The 14,057-nt window shown below is 42.0% G+C and carries 19 protein-coding genes and 1 pseudogene; 12 read left to right on the forward strand and 8 right to left on the reverse strand.

Going from position 1 to position 14,057, the window contains the following annotated elements:
- The 3 genes from APA_RS13020 to APA_RS13030 form a co-directional block, all read right to left on the reverse strand.
- Positions 1-1,082, reverse strand: a 1,082-nt coding sequence (locus tag APA_RS13020; RefSeq protein WP_201322698.1) for a response regulator, incomplete at its 3' end; no start/stop codon positions are given.
- Positions 1,083-1,142: 60 nt separating this feature from the next.
- Entirely contained in the window at positions 1,143-1,652 is a 510-nt protein-coding gene (locus APA_RS13025) for a hypothetical protein (protein WP_236579565.1), read from the reverse strand.
- Between the two features lie 343 nt (positions 1,653-1,995).
- Positions 1,996-3,603, reverse strand: coding sequence for an Hsp70 family protein (locus tag APA_RS13030; RefSeq protein WP_201322699.1), 1,608 nt, complete (start codon positions 3,601-3,603; stop codon positions 1,996-1,998).
- A gap of 222 nt (positions 3,604-3,825) precedes the next feature.
- Between APA_RS13030 and APA_RS13035 the strand changes: the two genes are divergently transcribed.
- Complete coding sequence (locus APA_RS13035; RefSeq protein WP_201322700.1) at positions 3,826-4,275, forward strand: hypothetical protein; 450 nt, start codon at positions 3,826-3,828, stop codon at positions 4,273-4,275.
- A gap of 42 nt (positions 4,276-4,317) precedes the next feature.
- Here the strand turns inward: APA_RS13035 and APA_RS13040 are convergent, their stop codons facing one another.
- Positions 4,318-5,088: a peptidylprolyl isomerase gene (locus APA_RS13040; protein WP_201322701.1), complete on the reverse strand. Its 771-nt coding sequence runs from the start codon at positions 5,086-5,088 to the stop codon at positions 4,318-4,320.
- Between the two features lie 64 nt (positions 5,089-5,152).
- Positions 5,153-5,710, reverse strand: a complete 558-nt coding sequence (locus APA_RS13045) for a photosystem I assembly protein Ycf4 (protein ID WP_236579566.1) — start codon at positions 5,708-5,710, stop codon at positions 5,153-5,155.
- A gap of 320 nt (positions 5,711-6,030) precedes the next feature.
- Between APA_RS13045 and APA_RS13050 the strand changes: the two genes are divergently transcribed.
- Both APA_RS13050 and APA_RS13055 read left to right on the forward strand, forming a co-directional pair.
- A complete protein-coding gene (locus APA_RS13050; RefSeq protein ID WP_201322702.1) occupies positions 6,031-6,597 on the forward strand; it encodes a hypothetical protein in 567 nt (188 codons plus the stop codon).
- 145 nt (positions 6,598-6,742) lie between these two features.
- Positions 6,743-7,528: a RibD family protein gene (locus APA_RS13055; RefSeq protein WP_201322703.1), complete on the forward strand. Its 786-nt coding sequence runs from the start codon at positions 6,743-6,745 to the stop codon at positions 7,526-7,528.
- Positions 7,529-7,590: 62 nt separating this feature from the next.
- Here the strand turns inward: APA_RS13055 and APA_RS13060 are convergent, their stop codons facing one another.
- Complete coding sequence (locus tag APA_RS13060; protein WP_201322704.1) at positions 7,591-8,106, reverse strand: molybdenum cofactor biosynthesis protein B; 516 nt, start codon at positions 8,104-8,106, stop codon at positions 7,591-7,593.
- A 122-nt stretch (positions 8,107-8,228) separates the two neighbouring features.
- Here APA_RS13060 and APA_RS13065 point away from each other — a divergent pair, with 122 nt between their 5' ends.
- From APA_RS13065 to APA_RS13100, 9 genes are all read left to right on the forward strand, one after another.
- Positions 8,229-8,561 carry a type II toxin-antitoxin system RelE/ParE family toxin gene (locus APA_RS13065; RefSeq protein WP_201322705.1) on the forward strand — a complete coding sequence of 111 codons (333 nt, stop codon included), beginning with the start codon at positions 8,229-8,231 and terminating at the stop codon, positions 8,559-8,561.
- 13 nt (positions 8,562-8,574) lie between these two features.
- A complete protein-coding gene (locus APA_RS13070; RefSeq protein ID WP_094528755.1) occupies positions 8,575-8,889 on the forward strand; it encodes a helix-turn-helix transcriptional regulator in 315 nt (104 codons plus the stop codon).
- A gap of 156 nt (positions 8,890-9,045) precedes the next feature.
- Positions 9,046-9,309, forward strand: a complete 264-nt coding sequence (locus APA_RS13075) for a hypothetical protein (protein WP_201322706.1) — start codon at positions 9,046-9,048, stop codon at positions 9,307-9,309.
- Entirely contained in the window at positions 9,290-9,553 is a 264-nt protein-coding gene (locus tag APA_RS13080; RefSeq protein WP_201322707.1) for a Txe/YoeB family addiction module toxin, read from the forward strand. The genes APA_RS13075 and APA_RS13080 overlap by 20 nt, the downstream gene beginning before the upstream one ends.
- A gap of 254 nt (positions 9,554-9,807) precedes the next feature.
- Complete coding sequence (locus APA_RS13085) at positions 9,808-10,035, forward strand: DUF433 domain-containing protein (protein ID WP_201322708.1); 228 nt, start codon at positions 9,808-9,810, stop codon at positions 10,033-10,035.
- A 58-nt stretch (positions 10,036-10,093) separates the two neighbouring features.
- Complete coding sequence (locus APA_RS13090; RefSeq protein ID WP_142657513.1) at positions 10,094-10,312, forward strand: type II toxin-antitoxin system HicB family antitoxin; 219 nt, start codon at positions 10,094-10,096, stop codon at positions 10,310-10,312.
- A complete protein-coding gene (locus APA_RS13095) occupies positions 10,312-10,551 on the forward strand; it encodes a type II toxin-antitoxin system HicA family toxin (RefSeq protein WP_201322709.1) in 240 nt (79 codons plus the stop codon). Before APA_RS13090 ends, APA_RS13095 begins: the two co-directional genes overlap by 1 nt.
- A 242-nt stretch (positions 10,552-10,793) precedes the next feature.
- The gene (locus tag APA_RS25505; RefSeq protein ID WP_268961920.1) at positions 10,794-10,919 is read left to right on the forward strand and encodes a hypothetical protein; all 126 of its coding nucleotides are present in this window, start codon (positions 10,794-10,796) and stop codon (positions 10,917-10,919) included.
- Positions 10,920-11,098: 179 nt separating this feature from the next.
- Positions 11,099-11,413, forward strand: a complete 315-nt coding sequence (locus tag APA_RS13100) for a helix-turn-helix transcriptional regulator (protein WP_201322816.1) — start codon at positions 11,099-11,101, stop codon at positions 11,411-11,413.
- A gap of 275 nt (positions 11,414-11,688) precedes the next feature.
- Here APA_RS13100 and APA_RS13110 read toward each other — a convergent pair.
- Together APA_RS13110 and APA_RS13115 are read right to left on the reverse strand one after the other, a co-directional pair.
- A pseudogene (locus APA_RS13110) lies at positions 11,689-13,248 on the reverse strand (GUN4 domain-containing protein).
- Between the two features lie 69 nt (positions 13,249-13,317).
- Complete coding sequence (locus APA_RS13115; RefSeq protein ID WP_201322712.1) at positions 13,318-13,980, reverse strand: hypothetical protein; 663 nt, start codon at positions 13,978-13,980, stop codon at positions 13,318-13,320.
- Positions 13,981-14,057: the final 77 nt, after the last annotated feature.

Raw genomic sequence — 14,057 nt, forward strand, 5'->3', positions numbered from 1 at the left:
CTAGATTGAGCTGCATCAGTACGTTCTTGGACTTGTTTCTCTAGGGAACCATTCAGACTTTGGAGATTTTGATAGATTTCAGCTTGTTGAATTGCGATCGCTAATTGCACCGATAATTGCTGAAGCAACTTAATTTCATGTTCTTCCCAATCACGAGTCGCAGAACATTGGTGAACAATGAGTAATCCCCATAAAGTTTGATTGTTCTGGAGATTATTTGACTGATTATTTGATTGATTATTAGAAGCTGAACTATTACTTAGAGTTTCAGCTAATAGAATTGGTAAAACCACATTTGCCTGAACCTGAAAGCCATCCAACATCTGTATATGGCATTCCGAAAACCCAGCGCTATGTACATCAGAATTGGCAAAGATCTGACCATCAAGATAGGCGTTTACCTGATCTTCTGAAGGATGTACACAGAGATCGTTAGCCCCAAAGGCTAAACAAGCAGGAAAAGGTGGAACTACTGTCTCAGCAATAATTCTGCGGCTCATATCCTCATCAAACTTATAAATAAGCGTGCGATCGGTTTGAAGAAATTTACTGATTTCTTGAACCACGGTCTGACAGATATCTTCTAGATTAATAAACTGACGAATATTAAGAGCCGTTTGAGAAACTAGCTCTTCCCGTCTGCGAGACTGCTCCAGTTGACGAGTTAGGCTAAAGTATTCAAGTAGACTACGGATACTCTGCTGTAATGAATATTTGGTAATATCGTTTTTAATCAAATAGTCATACGCCCCCAAACGCATTGTGCTGGCAGCATTTCTTGCATCTTCGCTTCCAGTAAACATGATTACTGGAAGTTTGAGATCTAACACCTGCTCACTTGCCTTACCCCGAATATGGTCTCGAATAGCCTCGACGAAGACTATCCCATTACCATCAGGCAAAGCGATGTCAACCAATACTAAATCAGGGTTTTGCGATCGCCATAACTCTAATCCTTGCTTAAGAGTTTCAGCCTCTAAAATACGATAGCTATTATCGAGATCACACTCAATATAGTGACGACATAGTAAGCGATCGCTTTCATCATCATCCACTATCAAAATAGTTTTCGCATTAAACATGGCTTAAAAACTCATCTTCACAAGATTTTACCATGAAAATTACCAAATTTTTAAGAAGAATTAACGTGGTTTCACCGTATAGTCATCAAGGATTTCTCTTCCACGCCGAGTCAGTGTTTCAGATCCTTCTAGCATGAGCAAATATTGTCCGCGCTCCAAACAACTACGACAGGAAATCGACAGGCTACTTTTAAAAAACCAGCCATACAAAGTACCAATTACACCACCAATAACGATCCCAATCAGTCCCGCTGTTGAGGCGATCGTCAATAAGGCTTGATGCCATTCAAGATTTGGCAATTTGATATTGAAGATTAGATACAAGATCACGCCCATTACGGTGCTAATTACGCCTACCCAAAACATGCCGCGTTTGGCGTAGCGCCATGCGGTGTAAGTGGGATTAAATAAGCCCACACTATCTGGGCTGCTATAACCTTTGCCAACCAGAGCAAGATGCTCTGGAGAGATGCCATGACATTGAAGCAAGCGATATGCTTCAAAAGCTGAAGATTCGTCAGGTAAGACAGCAATCATCAGTCGAGAATGTTTTGAGCGTGTGTGAGTCACAAGTGATGCCTGCTATCAACTGAATGTTTGAGTCATAACGGAGAAATATGCCTTTCTAGATTCTACAAAATTTCAGACGCTTAAAGTCATTTCTTAAAGTTAAATACAAACTCCAAAGAAAAAACCTCGCTTGATGACGCTTTTTATATGAAACCATTTGAGAATTGCTTTCTGCGGCTAAAAGCCCTAAGAGATCCCCCTCAATCCCACTTAAAAAGGGGGAAGAATTTAATCCCCTCTTTTTTAAGGCGGATTGAGGGGGATCTAGACAATTTTTAAATAGTTTCTAATGGCAAAACCCAAAAGGAGTTGCGGCGCTTTGCACCGCAACTCCTTTTGGGTTTTATTCTAGTTTAGCGATCGCTTGTTGGTCGATCAGTACTCGATCCGTCAGCAAATCTCGCACAGTCGCCATCAAAACCCGCCGATCGTCGATTTCAAAATCAACTGCAATGCGATCGTTCCCTAACTGTCCTGAAGGATTTAGTCGGGCAATACAAACTTGATCGACATCTGATTTTTTACTACTTGCCGCTAGCGATCGAAAATCTGATTGTTTCAGCAATTGGCTGCTAGTCATGCGTCCAAAATTGTCATAGGTAACCTCAGCCTGTGAAATATCTGCAACCTCACCGATATCTAGCCAAATTTCAGTTTGTCCTGCGATCGCTGCTTGCAAAATTAATGGCTCAGTGCGTTGACAAGGATATTTTGTGCCTTTCTCAAACAATGTAAAGAAAGAATATTGATGCAGATAAGGCTCCCAAAGACGAATCGCATAGCTATGCCGCAAATGATCGACGATCGAGATCGCCTGACCTAGAACTAAAGCCCCATGAGCAACTGCTTCAAAGGGTTTGCCAAACTTGACTTTAGATTTGCCGAAATAAGACACGATCAATTGCTGAATTGCCACAATCTGACAACTGCCACCCACTAATAGAATTTGCTCGATCGCCGCTTTACTAATGCCCCGATTTAGTCCAATTGTCAGAACTTCATCAATAGCTTCCCGCAACTGCTCAAGCATCTGATTTTGTTCGAGAATTTCGGTTAGTGCATTTTGATTAAGTCGTAATTCGTGAGAAATCATGTTCTCATCCAGCCAAATTTCCTTGACTTCCTGAACTACTGACAATTTGATTTTGATTTGTTCCGCTATTTCTAAAATACTTAGCCAACTAGTTTCGCCAACCTGCGATCGCGTCATTTCTAATTGCCGCAAAAAATACGCAGCAATCCATCGGTCAATGTCAATCCCACCAATATAAGCATCAGATTTGGCGATCGCTTCAGCTTTAGTAACTTGTTTATGAGTGGTGGCGCTAGCGATCGGCGCAGTCCGCACTAAACTCAAATCTAACGTACCACCACCAAAATCAATCACTAATACCAGAGCGTTTGGCCGAGTAATCGCATAGCCCAGAGCCGCCGCAGTAGATTCATCGATAATTTGGAAGTTAGGAACTTTTAGTCGTTCGGCAAAGTTAATAAACCAGTTGAGATATGCCTCAAATGCGCCAACGGGAACTGTAAAGATTAATTGCGTTGGGTGGATATCTTCCAATATTAGTCGCTGCCATAGTTCTGTTAAGAACACTTCCGCGATCGCTTCGGCATCATAAAACTTGCCATCAATCTCACACGCAGGCGATCGAAAACTAGCGACAATATCCCGCTTAAATCCTTGGAACAATCGCTTTGATTGACTTTCTAATAAATATTGCGATCGCGCTTGCTCTCCAAATAGAAATCCACCAAAACCTGTCTCAGCACCAAGCACATAGACTAAACTCGGCACTAGCCAAGCCGTTCTCTCATCCGTCCCAAAACCGTGAGAGATATTATCAAAGCGCAAAGTTGTTGGTATTGCCATATCGAGATCGCTGTCTGTTGCGAGAATTGCGATCGCAGTATTACTTGTTCCAAAATCAATCGCAACAACAGTCATGTTTAAGCATTTCCCAGTGAATAATTAGTGATGCGCGGCTCCGCTGCACATCACTAATTATTCACTTTATACCATCGAAAGGATAGACAGTAAAACCCAAGAATTAGTAGTGCGGCGCTCCGCGCCGCACTACTAATTCTTGGGTGAGAAAGGAGTAGATTGAGTTAAAGTATAGATAGACGGCTCTATGTTGTGTTCTGAAATATCAAGGAGCATAAACCCATGAAAGTAATCATGACAGCGATCGCTACGCTTGGGGCGATGACTACATTTGCAGGCTCGGCACTTGCAGATGTCTCTATTAGCATCAGATTTGGATCGAGTCCCTCAACCAACACCTATCGCACCTACGATTCCTATCGTTCTCATACCCGCCAGCCCATTTACCACAATCCTTATCATCGCAACTACGAGCACCAACACAATAGTAACTCTAGAGTGATTGTTCGCGAAATAGTCCCAAGCCATAATTATGGCAACTCACGGAACTATCCATCTGCGCATAGAGTTACCTATCCTGCTGCAAATCAGTCAGTCTACAATCCATATAACGTCAACCTTGGAGGATATAGCAGCTATCCAACGAGCAATCCATCGATGATCTATAACCCCCATAACGTTAACCTTGGCGATCGCTATATTGTCGAGCGACGAATCATTCGCATTCGCTAAAAAAAAGAGCCTGCAAATGCAGGATCTTTTTTTTGTGATTTTTTAAGCAGGTTGCTTAAGATTTTCTTCGCCTTTAGTGATAATTATTGATTCAATGCGATCGCCGCCCTGAATTTTTTCGACTAACTCCATACCTTCGGTCACATAGCCAAATACAGCATAGGAACCATCAAGAAAGTAAATATCATCAAGAGCTAGATAAAACTGGCAAGATGCAGAATTAGGAGACTGCGATCGCGCCATAGCGATCGCGCCCTTGTTATGACGTAATTTTGGCTTTTGAGTAGGAGCTAAAATTTCGCCATAGACAGGTTGCTTTGCACCATCAGGCAAAATTTCCAGAGGAATATAACGGGGCTGTGAAGTTACGGGATCTGTGAAATTACCCGTACCATTGCCAAGGGGATCGCCACCTTGGGCGACAAATGGAGTTGGGTCTTTAACCACTCGATGAAAAGTTAAGCCGTTATATAATCCACGCTTGACTAAATCGGCAAAATTCCCTGCGGTAACTGGTGCATTAGCACCATCAAGCTCGATCTTAACGATTCCAGATTTTAGTTTTAATTCCACCGTTGCTGAGCCTTTAAGCTGCACATATTTAGCAAGCGCCGCATCTAGTGAGTTCTCAGGACTTTCACTAGGCTTAGGCGATGCTGGGATCGTAGCGATCGCTGTAGGCTTGCTGCTAGTTGTAGGTGAAGCACTTGCTGAAGCAGTCGGCGAAGCGCTGGCGGAGACACTACCGCCATTTGTGCAACTTGTGAGTAAAACACTCACTGCTAAAAAACAACTAAGAATCCAACGCAACATGTTTAACCCTTGATAACTTGTAAATATGAGATGGTGATAGTAGGCGCTCCGCGCCTACTATCATTTATAGCCCTTCCAATGGCACTGCTAAAAACTTAGCAATTTCCGCCGCCTGATCTTCGAGAGCGGTCAAAGCGATCGGTTGACCAACTTCTGATAGAGGTAGATCGCCTTTGCCCTTAACTCGTAAATACAAAGCTCTCTTAGGATTTAGTCCATTGCGAATTTCGACACGAACCGCCTGTACATCAGTCATCTTGTAAGAAAGCTCAATGTTTTTGCTCTTACTGCGTCCTTGTCGAAAAAGTGTCACCTTGCCACTGTTGCGATCGAACTCGTTGTAGCCACTACCATAATCGATCGCCATCACATATAGCAGGTATAGCTCTAGCAATGTGCCAGCTACTCCATAAAAGGAAAGTGCCAAACCTTGAGGCACAAATTCCAACTGTAGGGGATCGGAAAACGGTAGCAAATTAATCTTTAAGAAACTCGATATTCCTGCTAGCAAAAAGCCCGACGCACCTATGGCAACAATAACCGCAAAGCAATAGTTACTAAAGCGCCGTGACCCGACAATGTCATATCGCAGAACATTGGATTGAGATTTTGTAGTTACCATCGGTTGAAACAATATTAAAAAAATTACTATGCCAAGGAACAGTATATAGCGGCTTGCAGTCTCTAGTAAGTATCTCGACATAATTCAAAACCCAAATCCAAAGATCTGTACCGCCCGCTAAGCAGGCGGTACAGATCTTGTAATTTTATGTTTAATTGTGTCGAGATGCTCAATATGTAAACTAAAGGTCAATCGCGATCGCAGTCAGTTGTGTCCAAAAGATTTGCTAAGAAATGATGCGTAGAGTATCTTGATTAGACAAGTGACTCAAGACTAATTTCCAACCGTTACTTACCGACAATTACCTCGCCAAATTAATCGTGAAAAAATCACTCAACTATTCCTTAAAGCAAAGCCTACTCGCAGCGATCGCCGTTAGTTGCGTTGCGGTTATGTCAGCTTGCCAGCAACCACCAGCACCAACAGAAACTGCGGCAACCACTAAACCAACAGCCGCAGCAACGGCAAGTCCTACAACTACCGCATCAGCATCTCCCACCACAAAGACTCCTGAGTCTGCACCAGACAAAAGCCCCGCAACCCCTGCTAGTCTTGACAAGGTCGCAGGTGAATATACAGTCGTTTTAGACCCTAAAGTTTTAGCTGATGCTGAAAAAGAGGGTGTTAAATCCGTTACAGGTAAATGGACAATTAAACCTGAAGGTACTTTTGAAGCTACCCTCAAAGCAGTCTCTACTAAAGATGAAGTCCAAGAAATCAAGACTGCTGGCAAAATTTCAATCAAAGATGGCAAGGTTGTTTCTCAAGTCGAATCCGTTAATGGAGAAAAACCACCCCAAGCTCCTCCCGAACAGCCTTACACCTTGTCCGCAGATGGCAAGGAATTGCAAGCTGATGGTCAGCCTGTAAAATTGGTCAAACAATAATCTTTTTAGGCAAGCAAGATCGGAGTGCGATTTTGCTTGTTCTTTTAAGACTGTGGACAAAATCAAAACCAAAAAGAGAGTTGCGGCGCTTCGCGCCGCAACTCTCTTTTTGGTTTAGCAAATACCGAAGCAAACTCGCCACAAAATGTATAACAGTTTCTACTCATCTCACGATCGCATTTATAACTTTGAAGAACTAGCTTTCCCCACTGAAGGCGTGGAATTTGAACTAAACGATAGCCCCGCTAAGCGTCCATATATTGCCTTCAATATGGTATCTAGTGTCGATGGGAAAGCGACAACCTATCAGGGAAAACTTACAGGCTTAGGCTCGCGTCCCGATCGCCTATTAATGCAAAGACTGCGATCGCAATTTGATGCTGTTTTAGCTGGAGGCACGACGCTACGCCAAGATGCCTTTATCCCTACCGTACCTCCTGAACTAATAGAGGAACGCCAAAAAAACTTTTCACAGCCTCAACCCGTCGGCATCGTGATTAGTAATTCGGGTAATCTACCTAGCGAACATCGTTTTTGGAACGCTGGAAAAGATTTACGAATTGCTTTGCTAGGACAAGATACTTCCGTTGAACCTTGGCTCGATGAGAAAGCGCAAATTTTTCGATTTCCCACCAAAGATCACCAAATTGACCTAAAGCAAGTATTGTCAATGCTTTTTGAGCAACTTGGCATTCAGCGTCTTTTAGTGGAAGGTGGCCCCGCCCTAAATTATTCGCTAATCTCTCAAGGTTTAGCTGATGAGTTGTTTTTGACGTTATCTCCTCATATAGTTGGCGGAGCTGACAATATGACCGTTGTTGGCGGTTCAGGTTATGGGCTTGGTGGTACTGATTTGCCCAATCTCAAGTTGCGATCGCTATATCACCATGAATCAGAGTTGTTTTTGCGCTATCAATTTACGACGATATAAAACCGATAAAACCCAGTTTGGTTGAAAGTTCGCCGACGGCGAACTTTCAACCAAACTGGGTTTTAATGCAAACCTTTAAGTTGGCGCACAAGATGAATAATTTCTGGCAAAATTAGCTGCTCGATCGCTAGTTTCACAGCATTACTCGACCCAGGGAGCGAAAAAACTAACTTCCCTTGATAGATTCCTGCCTCCGATCGCGAGGCGATCGCTCTAGAGCCAACCTCTTGCCAACTTAGATAACGAAACATTTCGCCAAATCCTGGGAGTGTCTTTTCCAGCAAAGCAGCGATCGCATCATAGGTCGTATCTCGTGGCGCAATCCCCGTCCCACCATTGAGAATAATCGCATCAAGATCGGCGATCGCGGCTAACTTATACATTTGCTCGCGGATCTCGTCGGGTTCGTCTTTGACTAGGGTGTAGTATTCCAGCAGATGTCCTGCATTCGTCATCGATTGTTTGATAAAGTTACCGCTTTTGTCGGTTTCTGGTGTGCGGGTATCGCTGACGGTAATTACTGCAAAATGGACTTGATAGGACGGTGGATCGGGACAAGGATTTTGAGAAGGCTTCATAGTTTTTAGTTAAGTATAACCTTGTAATGTTTTAGCATTTGCGCCACTATCTCCAAACTCATTACCAAAAATTTAGAACAAGGCTAACCCATGCTAATATATCAAATGTGATATAAAGCGATATGGGAAATCAAAGTAAACCTTTAGTTTGGCTGCATGGAGAAGTTAAAACTCCGCCTTTCAGCCAAGAAATACGGGTAGAAACAGGTGTTCTACTTAGGCAATTGCAGCAAGGAGTTTCTCTTGGATTACCTCATTCTCGTCCTATGCCAAGTATCGGAGAAGGTTGTCATGAGTTACGCATTCGAGATGCTGATAAAAACTGGAGAATCATTTATCGAATTGATGATGATGCAATTGTAATTGTGGAGGTTTTTAACAAATCAACGAGAACGACTCCTAAGAATGTGATTGAAGTTTGCAAGAAACGCTTTTGTAAATACGATGCTGACTAATAGGATTAATGCGATGGATTTAGATAAAAGAGCGCGTTTGGAGTCTAAGGGATGGAAAGTTGGTACGGTTTCAGATTTTTTGGAGTTAACGCCTGAAGAATCTGTTTTGGTAGAGATTAAGTTGGCTCTTAGTCAAAGCTTGAAGGAGCGTCGGCAAAAGCTGATGACTCAAAGTGAACTTGCGTCTAAGATGAGTTCTAGTCAGCCTCGAATTGCTAAAGCTGAAAATGGTGATGCTTCTGTTTCTATTGAGTTATTGATTAGGGCAATGTTGGCGACTGGCGCGACTCCTCAAGATATTGGACAGGTTATTGCTGGAGTAGGGTAGGCGAGATCGCGAATATGAGCAGTTATTTCTGCAAGTTCTGCAAGGTGTGGCGGCGAATTGGGATTAGCAGAGGTTGATAAAACTTTTGGGCGATCGCTAGATGTATACTCTAGAAAAATTTATAAGCTATGCTTAAAAGGCAAGGAGGGCAAATGTATGACAATCAAAGAGCAATTAATTCGCGAAATTGAGCAAGCGCCTGAAGCCTCGCTGATTAAATTTATGCAGATTTGGCAGTTTGCTAAACAGTCAGGTTTTACAGCAATTAGTTCTGAGGATTGGGAACAACATCAGGAAACTTTGTTTGTTTTACATAATGATGATCTTATGAAACAGATATCTCGTTCTATGGCAACCCATGAGCAACGGCAAGGTTATCAGCCTAGTAAGGAAGAGATGGATGAGATACTTAGTTTTTGAGGGTAATACATGGGAGGCTTATGAGGATCTCAGACAGAAAGATAAGAACCTTCACAAGAATCTTTGTAAAATCATCAAAGAGTTACTGCGGGATGATCCTGCTAAGGGTATAGGTAAACCAGAGCCGTTAAAGCATAAGCTTTCGGGCTTATGGTCGAGAAGGCTTTCTCAGAAAGATCGACTCATCTACAAATTCGATGATCAATACGTCTATATATTTGCGATCGGTGGTCATTACGATTAAAGGAATTCCAGTCTGGCATTCCGCGATCGCTTGAGGAGGTTGCGGCAAGTCGAGATATGTCGATAGATGCGCTGCTAAAATTTTATATTGGGAATGGGTTGCGCGAAGATAAGGCTAAGCTATTTAGCGATCGCAAATCTCTCCACGAAAAAGGCGATCGCTAAGAAATAAATCCTAAAGAATCACAACATTCATGATTTCATATTTTCGTTGTAAGATCTAAATTATGAGAGATCTAACATTGAGGTAACGAAATGGAAAATCAATTAATTGTAAGAGATCCTGAAATTCTCTCTGGAATACCTGTATTTAAGGAAACTAGAGTTCTTGTAAAGAACTTAGTTGATTATCTTGAAGTAGGAGACTCTCTGGAAGAATTTTTAGATGACTTTCCCACTGTGCAGAAAGAAAAAGTGGTGGAGTTTTTAAATCTATCAATCAAATGTTATTTGTCACATGATTATGAAAGTGCTGCTAGATGAGTGCGTGCACAAAAAACAAAAGGGTTATTATAGGTATCTCTAATTACGTCAATTAATCATGAAACACATCAAAATTGTGGTAGAAAAGCATCCAGAGGGTTATGTGGCTTATCCTTTAGGGATTCAAGGGGTTGTAGTTGGTGAGGGAGATTCCTATGAAGAGGCTCTCAATGATGTGAGATCGGCGATCTTGTTTCATGTGGAAACCTTTGGGCGATCGGTTTTAGAGTCTGAGTCTTCAGTGCTTGAGGCTTTTGTCGCTGAGGCGAGTGTGTAATGGCTAAGTTTCCTGTTGATGCGCCTAAATCAAAGGTAATTAAGGTGCTTGAGAGTTTTGGATTTTCGATAGTACGGGAGAAGGAGCATATCTCTATGGTCAGACAAAATACTGATGGAACAACGACTCCTTTAACTATGCCAAACCATAAGCTGATCAAGGGTTCTACTCTCAGAAGCATCTGTACTCAATCGGGAATATCGCGGGATGATTTTATTAGTGCTTATGAGAAGGTATAAACATTTGCGCCCCGATCGCAAATCTCTCCACAAAAAATCTCGATCTGCAAATGCTGAACCCTCTTTGCCTTTATCGATAAATTATTCCTGCGGTTTGGGATTTTGCATTAATGTGTGAGGCTTTGGGCTAAGCATTCCCAATTTGATGGCATCTAAAAATTCATAAACATTTGTGGGAATGCTTAGCCCCTACGGAAAAAATTGCTAAAATTTTAGGAGCTTATAGCGAGGCTGGGTGCGTGATGAGTTGGTTTAAGGGTTTGTTTGGTGGTAAGTCGGACGGATCGCTGTCTCTTGTACCGTTAAGAGATCGCGAATATGAGCAGTTTTTTGAAAGTTCTGTAAGATGTAACGACGAATTGGGATGAGCAGAGGTTGTTAAAATAAGAAAACTTAAAAAGCACAGGTTAAGATCCCCGACTTTTTTTGTGAATTTGCAAATAACCTTTGCTTGCTTAGAAAAAGTCGGGGATCTGTTCATTTGCAGACTTCTTTTGATGCCTTACTTGCCACATTTTTGTCCCAATTGATTAACAGGATTAATGCGATGGATTTGGATAAAAGAACTCGTTTGGAGTCTAGGGGCTGGAAAGTTGGTAAGGTTGCAGATTTTTTGGAGTTAACGTCTGAAGAGTCTATTTTGGTAGAGATTAAGTTGGCTCTTAGTCAAAGCTTGAAGGAGCGTCGGCAAAAGCTGATGACTCAAAGTGAACTTGCGTCTAAGATGAGTTCTAGTCAGCCTCGAATTGCTAAAGCTGAAAATGGTGATGCTTCTGTTTCTATTGAGTTATTGATTAGGGCAATGTTGGCAACTGGTGCGACTCCTCAAGATATTGGACAGGTTATTGCTAGTGTGGGGTAGACTAATGGAAAAGGAGAAAGGCAAAAGGAAAAATTTGTTTTTTATCTTATTAATTATGACTTACGCAAAATCTAAATTGCCCTCATCCCCCAAACCCTTCTCCCTTTCTGGGAGAAGGGGAGTAAGAGATTTTTCTTGTTCCCCTCTCCCTTTTTGGGAGAGGGGCTAGGGGTGATGGTCTTAGCAACTTCTGCGTAAGTCCTAATTAATTGAAGTTGTAAAGACCCTAAGTTTGTTTGTATCCCAATTTTTTCTTTTTACTTGATTATTTCACTTTATAGGTCTTGATGCGAGAAAAGAAGTAGATAATCCGCACACGATGACCAATTCTCTATCTCCTCATTCCTATAAAGAAAACCTCCTCCTACAGGGAGGTGTCCCCTTACACTCATCACAGTTTCATTATATGCCTCAGCCTCAGGATAGATCATCTCTTCATCTCCGCTATACCATGCAGTCCGAGCACAGAATTTATCCCAAGTCTCATCACTAGGATCACTAAAATCCAGCTTGCCACCACACTCGGCATAAATATCCTTCTGGACGCTAAAGCCATAGAGTCCGTTGCTATAATTCACTCATAGGCGATCTAGGATTAATAAATCTTCGCAACAGAAAGTTTTAATATCATCCTCTCTCAACCATCTTTCTTCCTCACGATCCGTTATCTTAAGCATCAATTGCCATGTTTCTTGATCTGCTTCATACCATTGTTTGTTTTTGAGATAGTTCTCAAGATTTTGATATAGCAAATGTCTAACATCAACCATTAGAGCCTTGAGCCGATTTTCCCAAGTCGGATCGACTTTTTCGGGGCTGCGATATTCACGCAAACAGCCATAGGCTAATTTTGCTGCATCCACTCCCCTTTGACAAACCTGCGCCAGCATTTCCGTAAAACGCTTAGGCGGTAATTGGGCAGTGTAAAACAAAATAGTTTCGCGCCAAGAAGATTTATCCCAATTTTGTAAAACTATCTCATAAGCAGCCTCGCCCTGTTGCTCTAAATACGAAGCGGCAAAGTATCCTAAAAAGCTAAGATGCGGAAACTCATATTCACCTAGATCACGCTGTACTAATAATTCACTGACAGTTTCAATCCTTCTCAAAAAGTCTCTAGGTAAAACTTCTTCTTGAGCAAATACAGGCTGTTTTTCTAAGAAGCTTAAAAGATTGCTTTGCTTAATGGATATGCAATTGCTTTTTAACAAACCTAGAGCGATTAATTGAAGAATGCTTTGGCTCTTGTCAGTGGGTAATAACATCTTAATCCCCCTAGCTCTAGGGCGATCTTCTAACTGTAGCTTACAAATATTCTTATAAAGTTCTACTTTGCGGCGTGGTAATTGTATCCCAACATCAAAACGATGAAAGGTAGTCAGCATATTGAGTAACAGTGGATTTTTGGATAGTTCCTGCAATTCAGGACGGTTAGGATCTTGTAATTGCTTGATCAGATCTTGAGTCTTACGTTCCGCCGATTCTTTAGCTTGTCGTTGAGCATGGTGATCATGAAAGCACCTCTCTTGACAGAGATACCAGCGCGTTACAAAATCAGCTTGCTGTTCTGGGCTAAAATCTTGAATCGTCAGAGGCGTAGCAGGACGAGTCGCCACATAATCCTCATAGCCTGAGGGGCGCGAGGTCAAGATAAAGATTGATTGATCATATTCTTGCATCTGCTCACTAATCCAATGGCTAACCCTGTGACGATCTGCTTCTGGCAACTCATCAAATCCATCCAACATGACTAGGGCTTTACCGTGACGGAGGAGATTAGTTACCCATCTTGGCGGTGGCTTTAAGAGTTGATTCTTTTTCGATATTTTTGGCAAATGGAAGTCAGTGATTAACTCAGATAAATTAGGGATAGAAGCTTGGCTAAGAATTCCTTGATCTTGTTTTCAATCGCGTAGAAACATCAAGAAAGGAATTAATTTTGGGGCTTTAAATTTCCCATGCTTACCTTTGCCGTAAATGAGCGCAATATGTTTGAGCAGAGTGGTTTTGCCAAATCCTCCTCTCTTGAGAATAACCATTTGCCGAAATCTTGATTCTTTGTGCGATCTCCGAATTAAATCCCATATCCTGAGATTAGTTGCACTTAGCTCGCCACTAAGCTCTAAAGGTACAAATACCTCTTCGAGCATTGGTGTTGCAGTTTTATCAGGGTTGTAGCCTTCGGTAGTGTAGGGTGTATAAGGTTTAGCTTGTTGTTGGAGATATTTCGTGTCAAACCCTGCAAACTGCCACTCAATTGCTTCTTTGAGACTTTTGTTGAGATTGTCCAATCCTTCAACAAGTGACACTGCATCATCTATCGCCCGTTTGCTATAAATTTTGACTAACTTCTCAATAAAATTCTTACTATAGGCAGCCCATACTCCCGAAACCGCAGTCACAGGAAATAGTGCTATGGCTATTGCCCATTCTTGTTTAAGTAAAAATGCTCCGAAAGCATAACTCGTTCCACCCAAAGGCGACCATCGCGCAATTGCAGCAAGCGATCGCTGTACAAATCTTTTTTCAGAACTAGGATCAGATTGCTTGTTTTGTTCTTGAGTCATGGTGTTTGGGGCGATCGCATTTCACGCATTATAAACCGATAAAATAAATTGATATGATGAAAAATGCGATCGCTAGC

This window comes from Pseudanabaena sp. lw0831 (assembly GCF_016584665.1).
Lineage (GTDB): Bacteria > Cyanobacteriota > Cyanobacteriia > Pseudanabaenales > Pseudanabaenaceae > Pseudanabaena.

Coding starts and splice junctions, on each gene's coding strand:
- APA_RS13030 (WP_201322699.1), bottom strand. CDS start 3,603: ATGACTGTTGTTGCGATTGATTTTGGAACAAGTAATACTGCGATCGCA.
- APA_RS13035 (WP_201322700.1), top strand. CDS start 3,826: ATGAAAGTAATCATGACAGCGATCGCTACGCTTGGGGCGATGACTACA.
- APA_RS13040 (WP_201322701.1), bottom strand. CDS start 5,088: ATGTTGCGTTGGATTCTTAGTTGTTTTTTAGCAGTGAGTGTTTTACTC.
- APA_RS13045 (WP_236579566.1), bottom strand. CDS start 5,710: ATGGTAACTACAAAATCTCAATCCAATGTTCTGCGATATGACATTGTC.
- APA_RS13055 (WP_201322703.1), top strand. CDS start 6,743: ATGTATAACAGTTTCTACTCATCTCACGATCGCATTTATAACTTTGAA.
- APA_RS13060 (WP_201322704.1), bottom strand. CDS start 8,106: ATGAAGCCTTCTCAAAATCCTTGTCCCGATCCACCGTCCTATCAAGTC.
- APA_RS13065 (WP_201322705.1), top strand. CDS start 8,229: ATGGGAAATCAAAGTAAACCTTTAGTTTGGCTGCATGGAGAAGTTAAA.
- APA_RS13070 (WP_094528755.1), top strand. CDS start 8,575: ATGGATTTAGATAAAAGAGCGCGTTTGGAGTCTAAGGGATGGAAAGTT.
- APA_RS13075 (WP_201322706.1), top strand. CDS start 9,046: ATGACAATCAAAGAGCAATTAATTCGCGAAATTGAGCAAGCGCCTGAA.
- APA_RS13080 (WP_201322707.1), top strand. CDS start 9,290: ATGAGATACTTAGTTTTTGAGGGTAATACATGGGAGGCTTATGAGGAT.
- APA_RS13085 (WP_201322708.1), top strand. CDS start 9,808: ATGGAAAATCAATTAATTGTAAGAGATCCTGAAATTCTCTCTGGAATA.
- APA_RS13090 (WP_142657513.1), top strand. CDS start 10,094: ATGAAACACATCAAAATTGTGGTAGAAAAGCATCCAGAGGGTTATGTG.
- APA_RS13095 (WP_201322709.1), top strand. CDS start 10,312: ATGGCTAAGTTTCCTGTTGATGCGCCTAAATCAAAGGTAATTAAGGTG.
- APA_RS25505 (WP_268961920.1), top strand. CDS start 10,794: ATGAGTTGGTTTAAGGGTTTGTTTGGTGGTAAGTCGGACGGATCGCTG.
- APA_RS13100 (WP_201322816.1), top strand. CDS start 11,099: ATGGATTTGGATAAAAGAACTCGTTTGGAGTCTAGGGGCTGGAAAGTT.
- APA_RS13115 (WP_201322712.1), bottom strand. CDS start 13,980: ATGACTCAAGAACAAAACAAGCAATCTGATCCTAGTTCTGAAAAAAGA.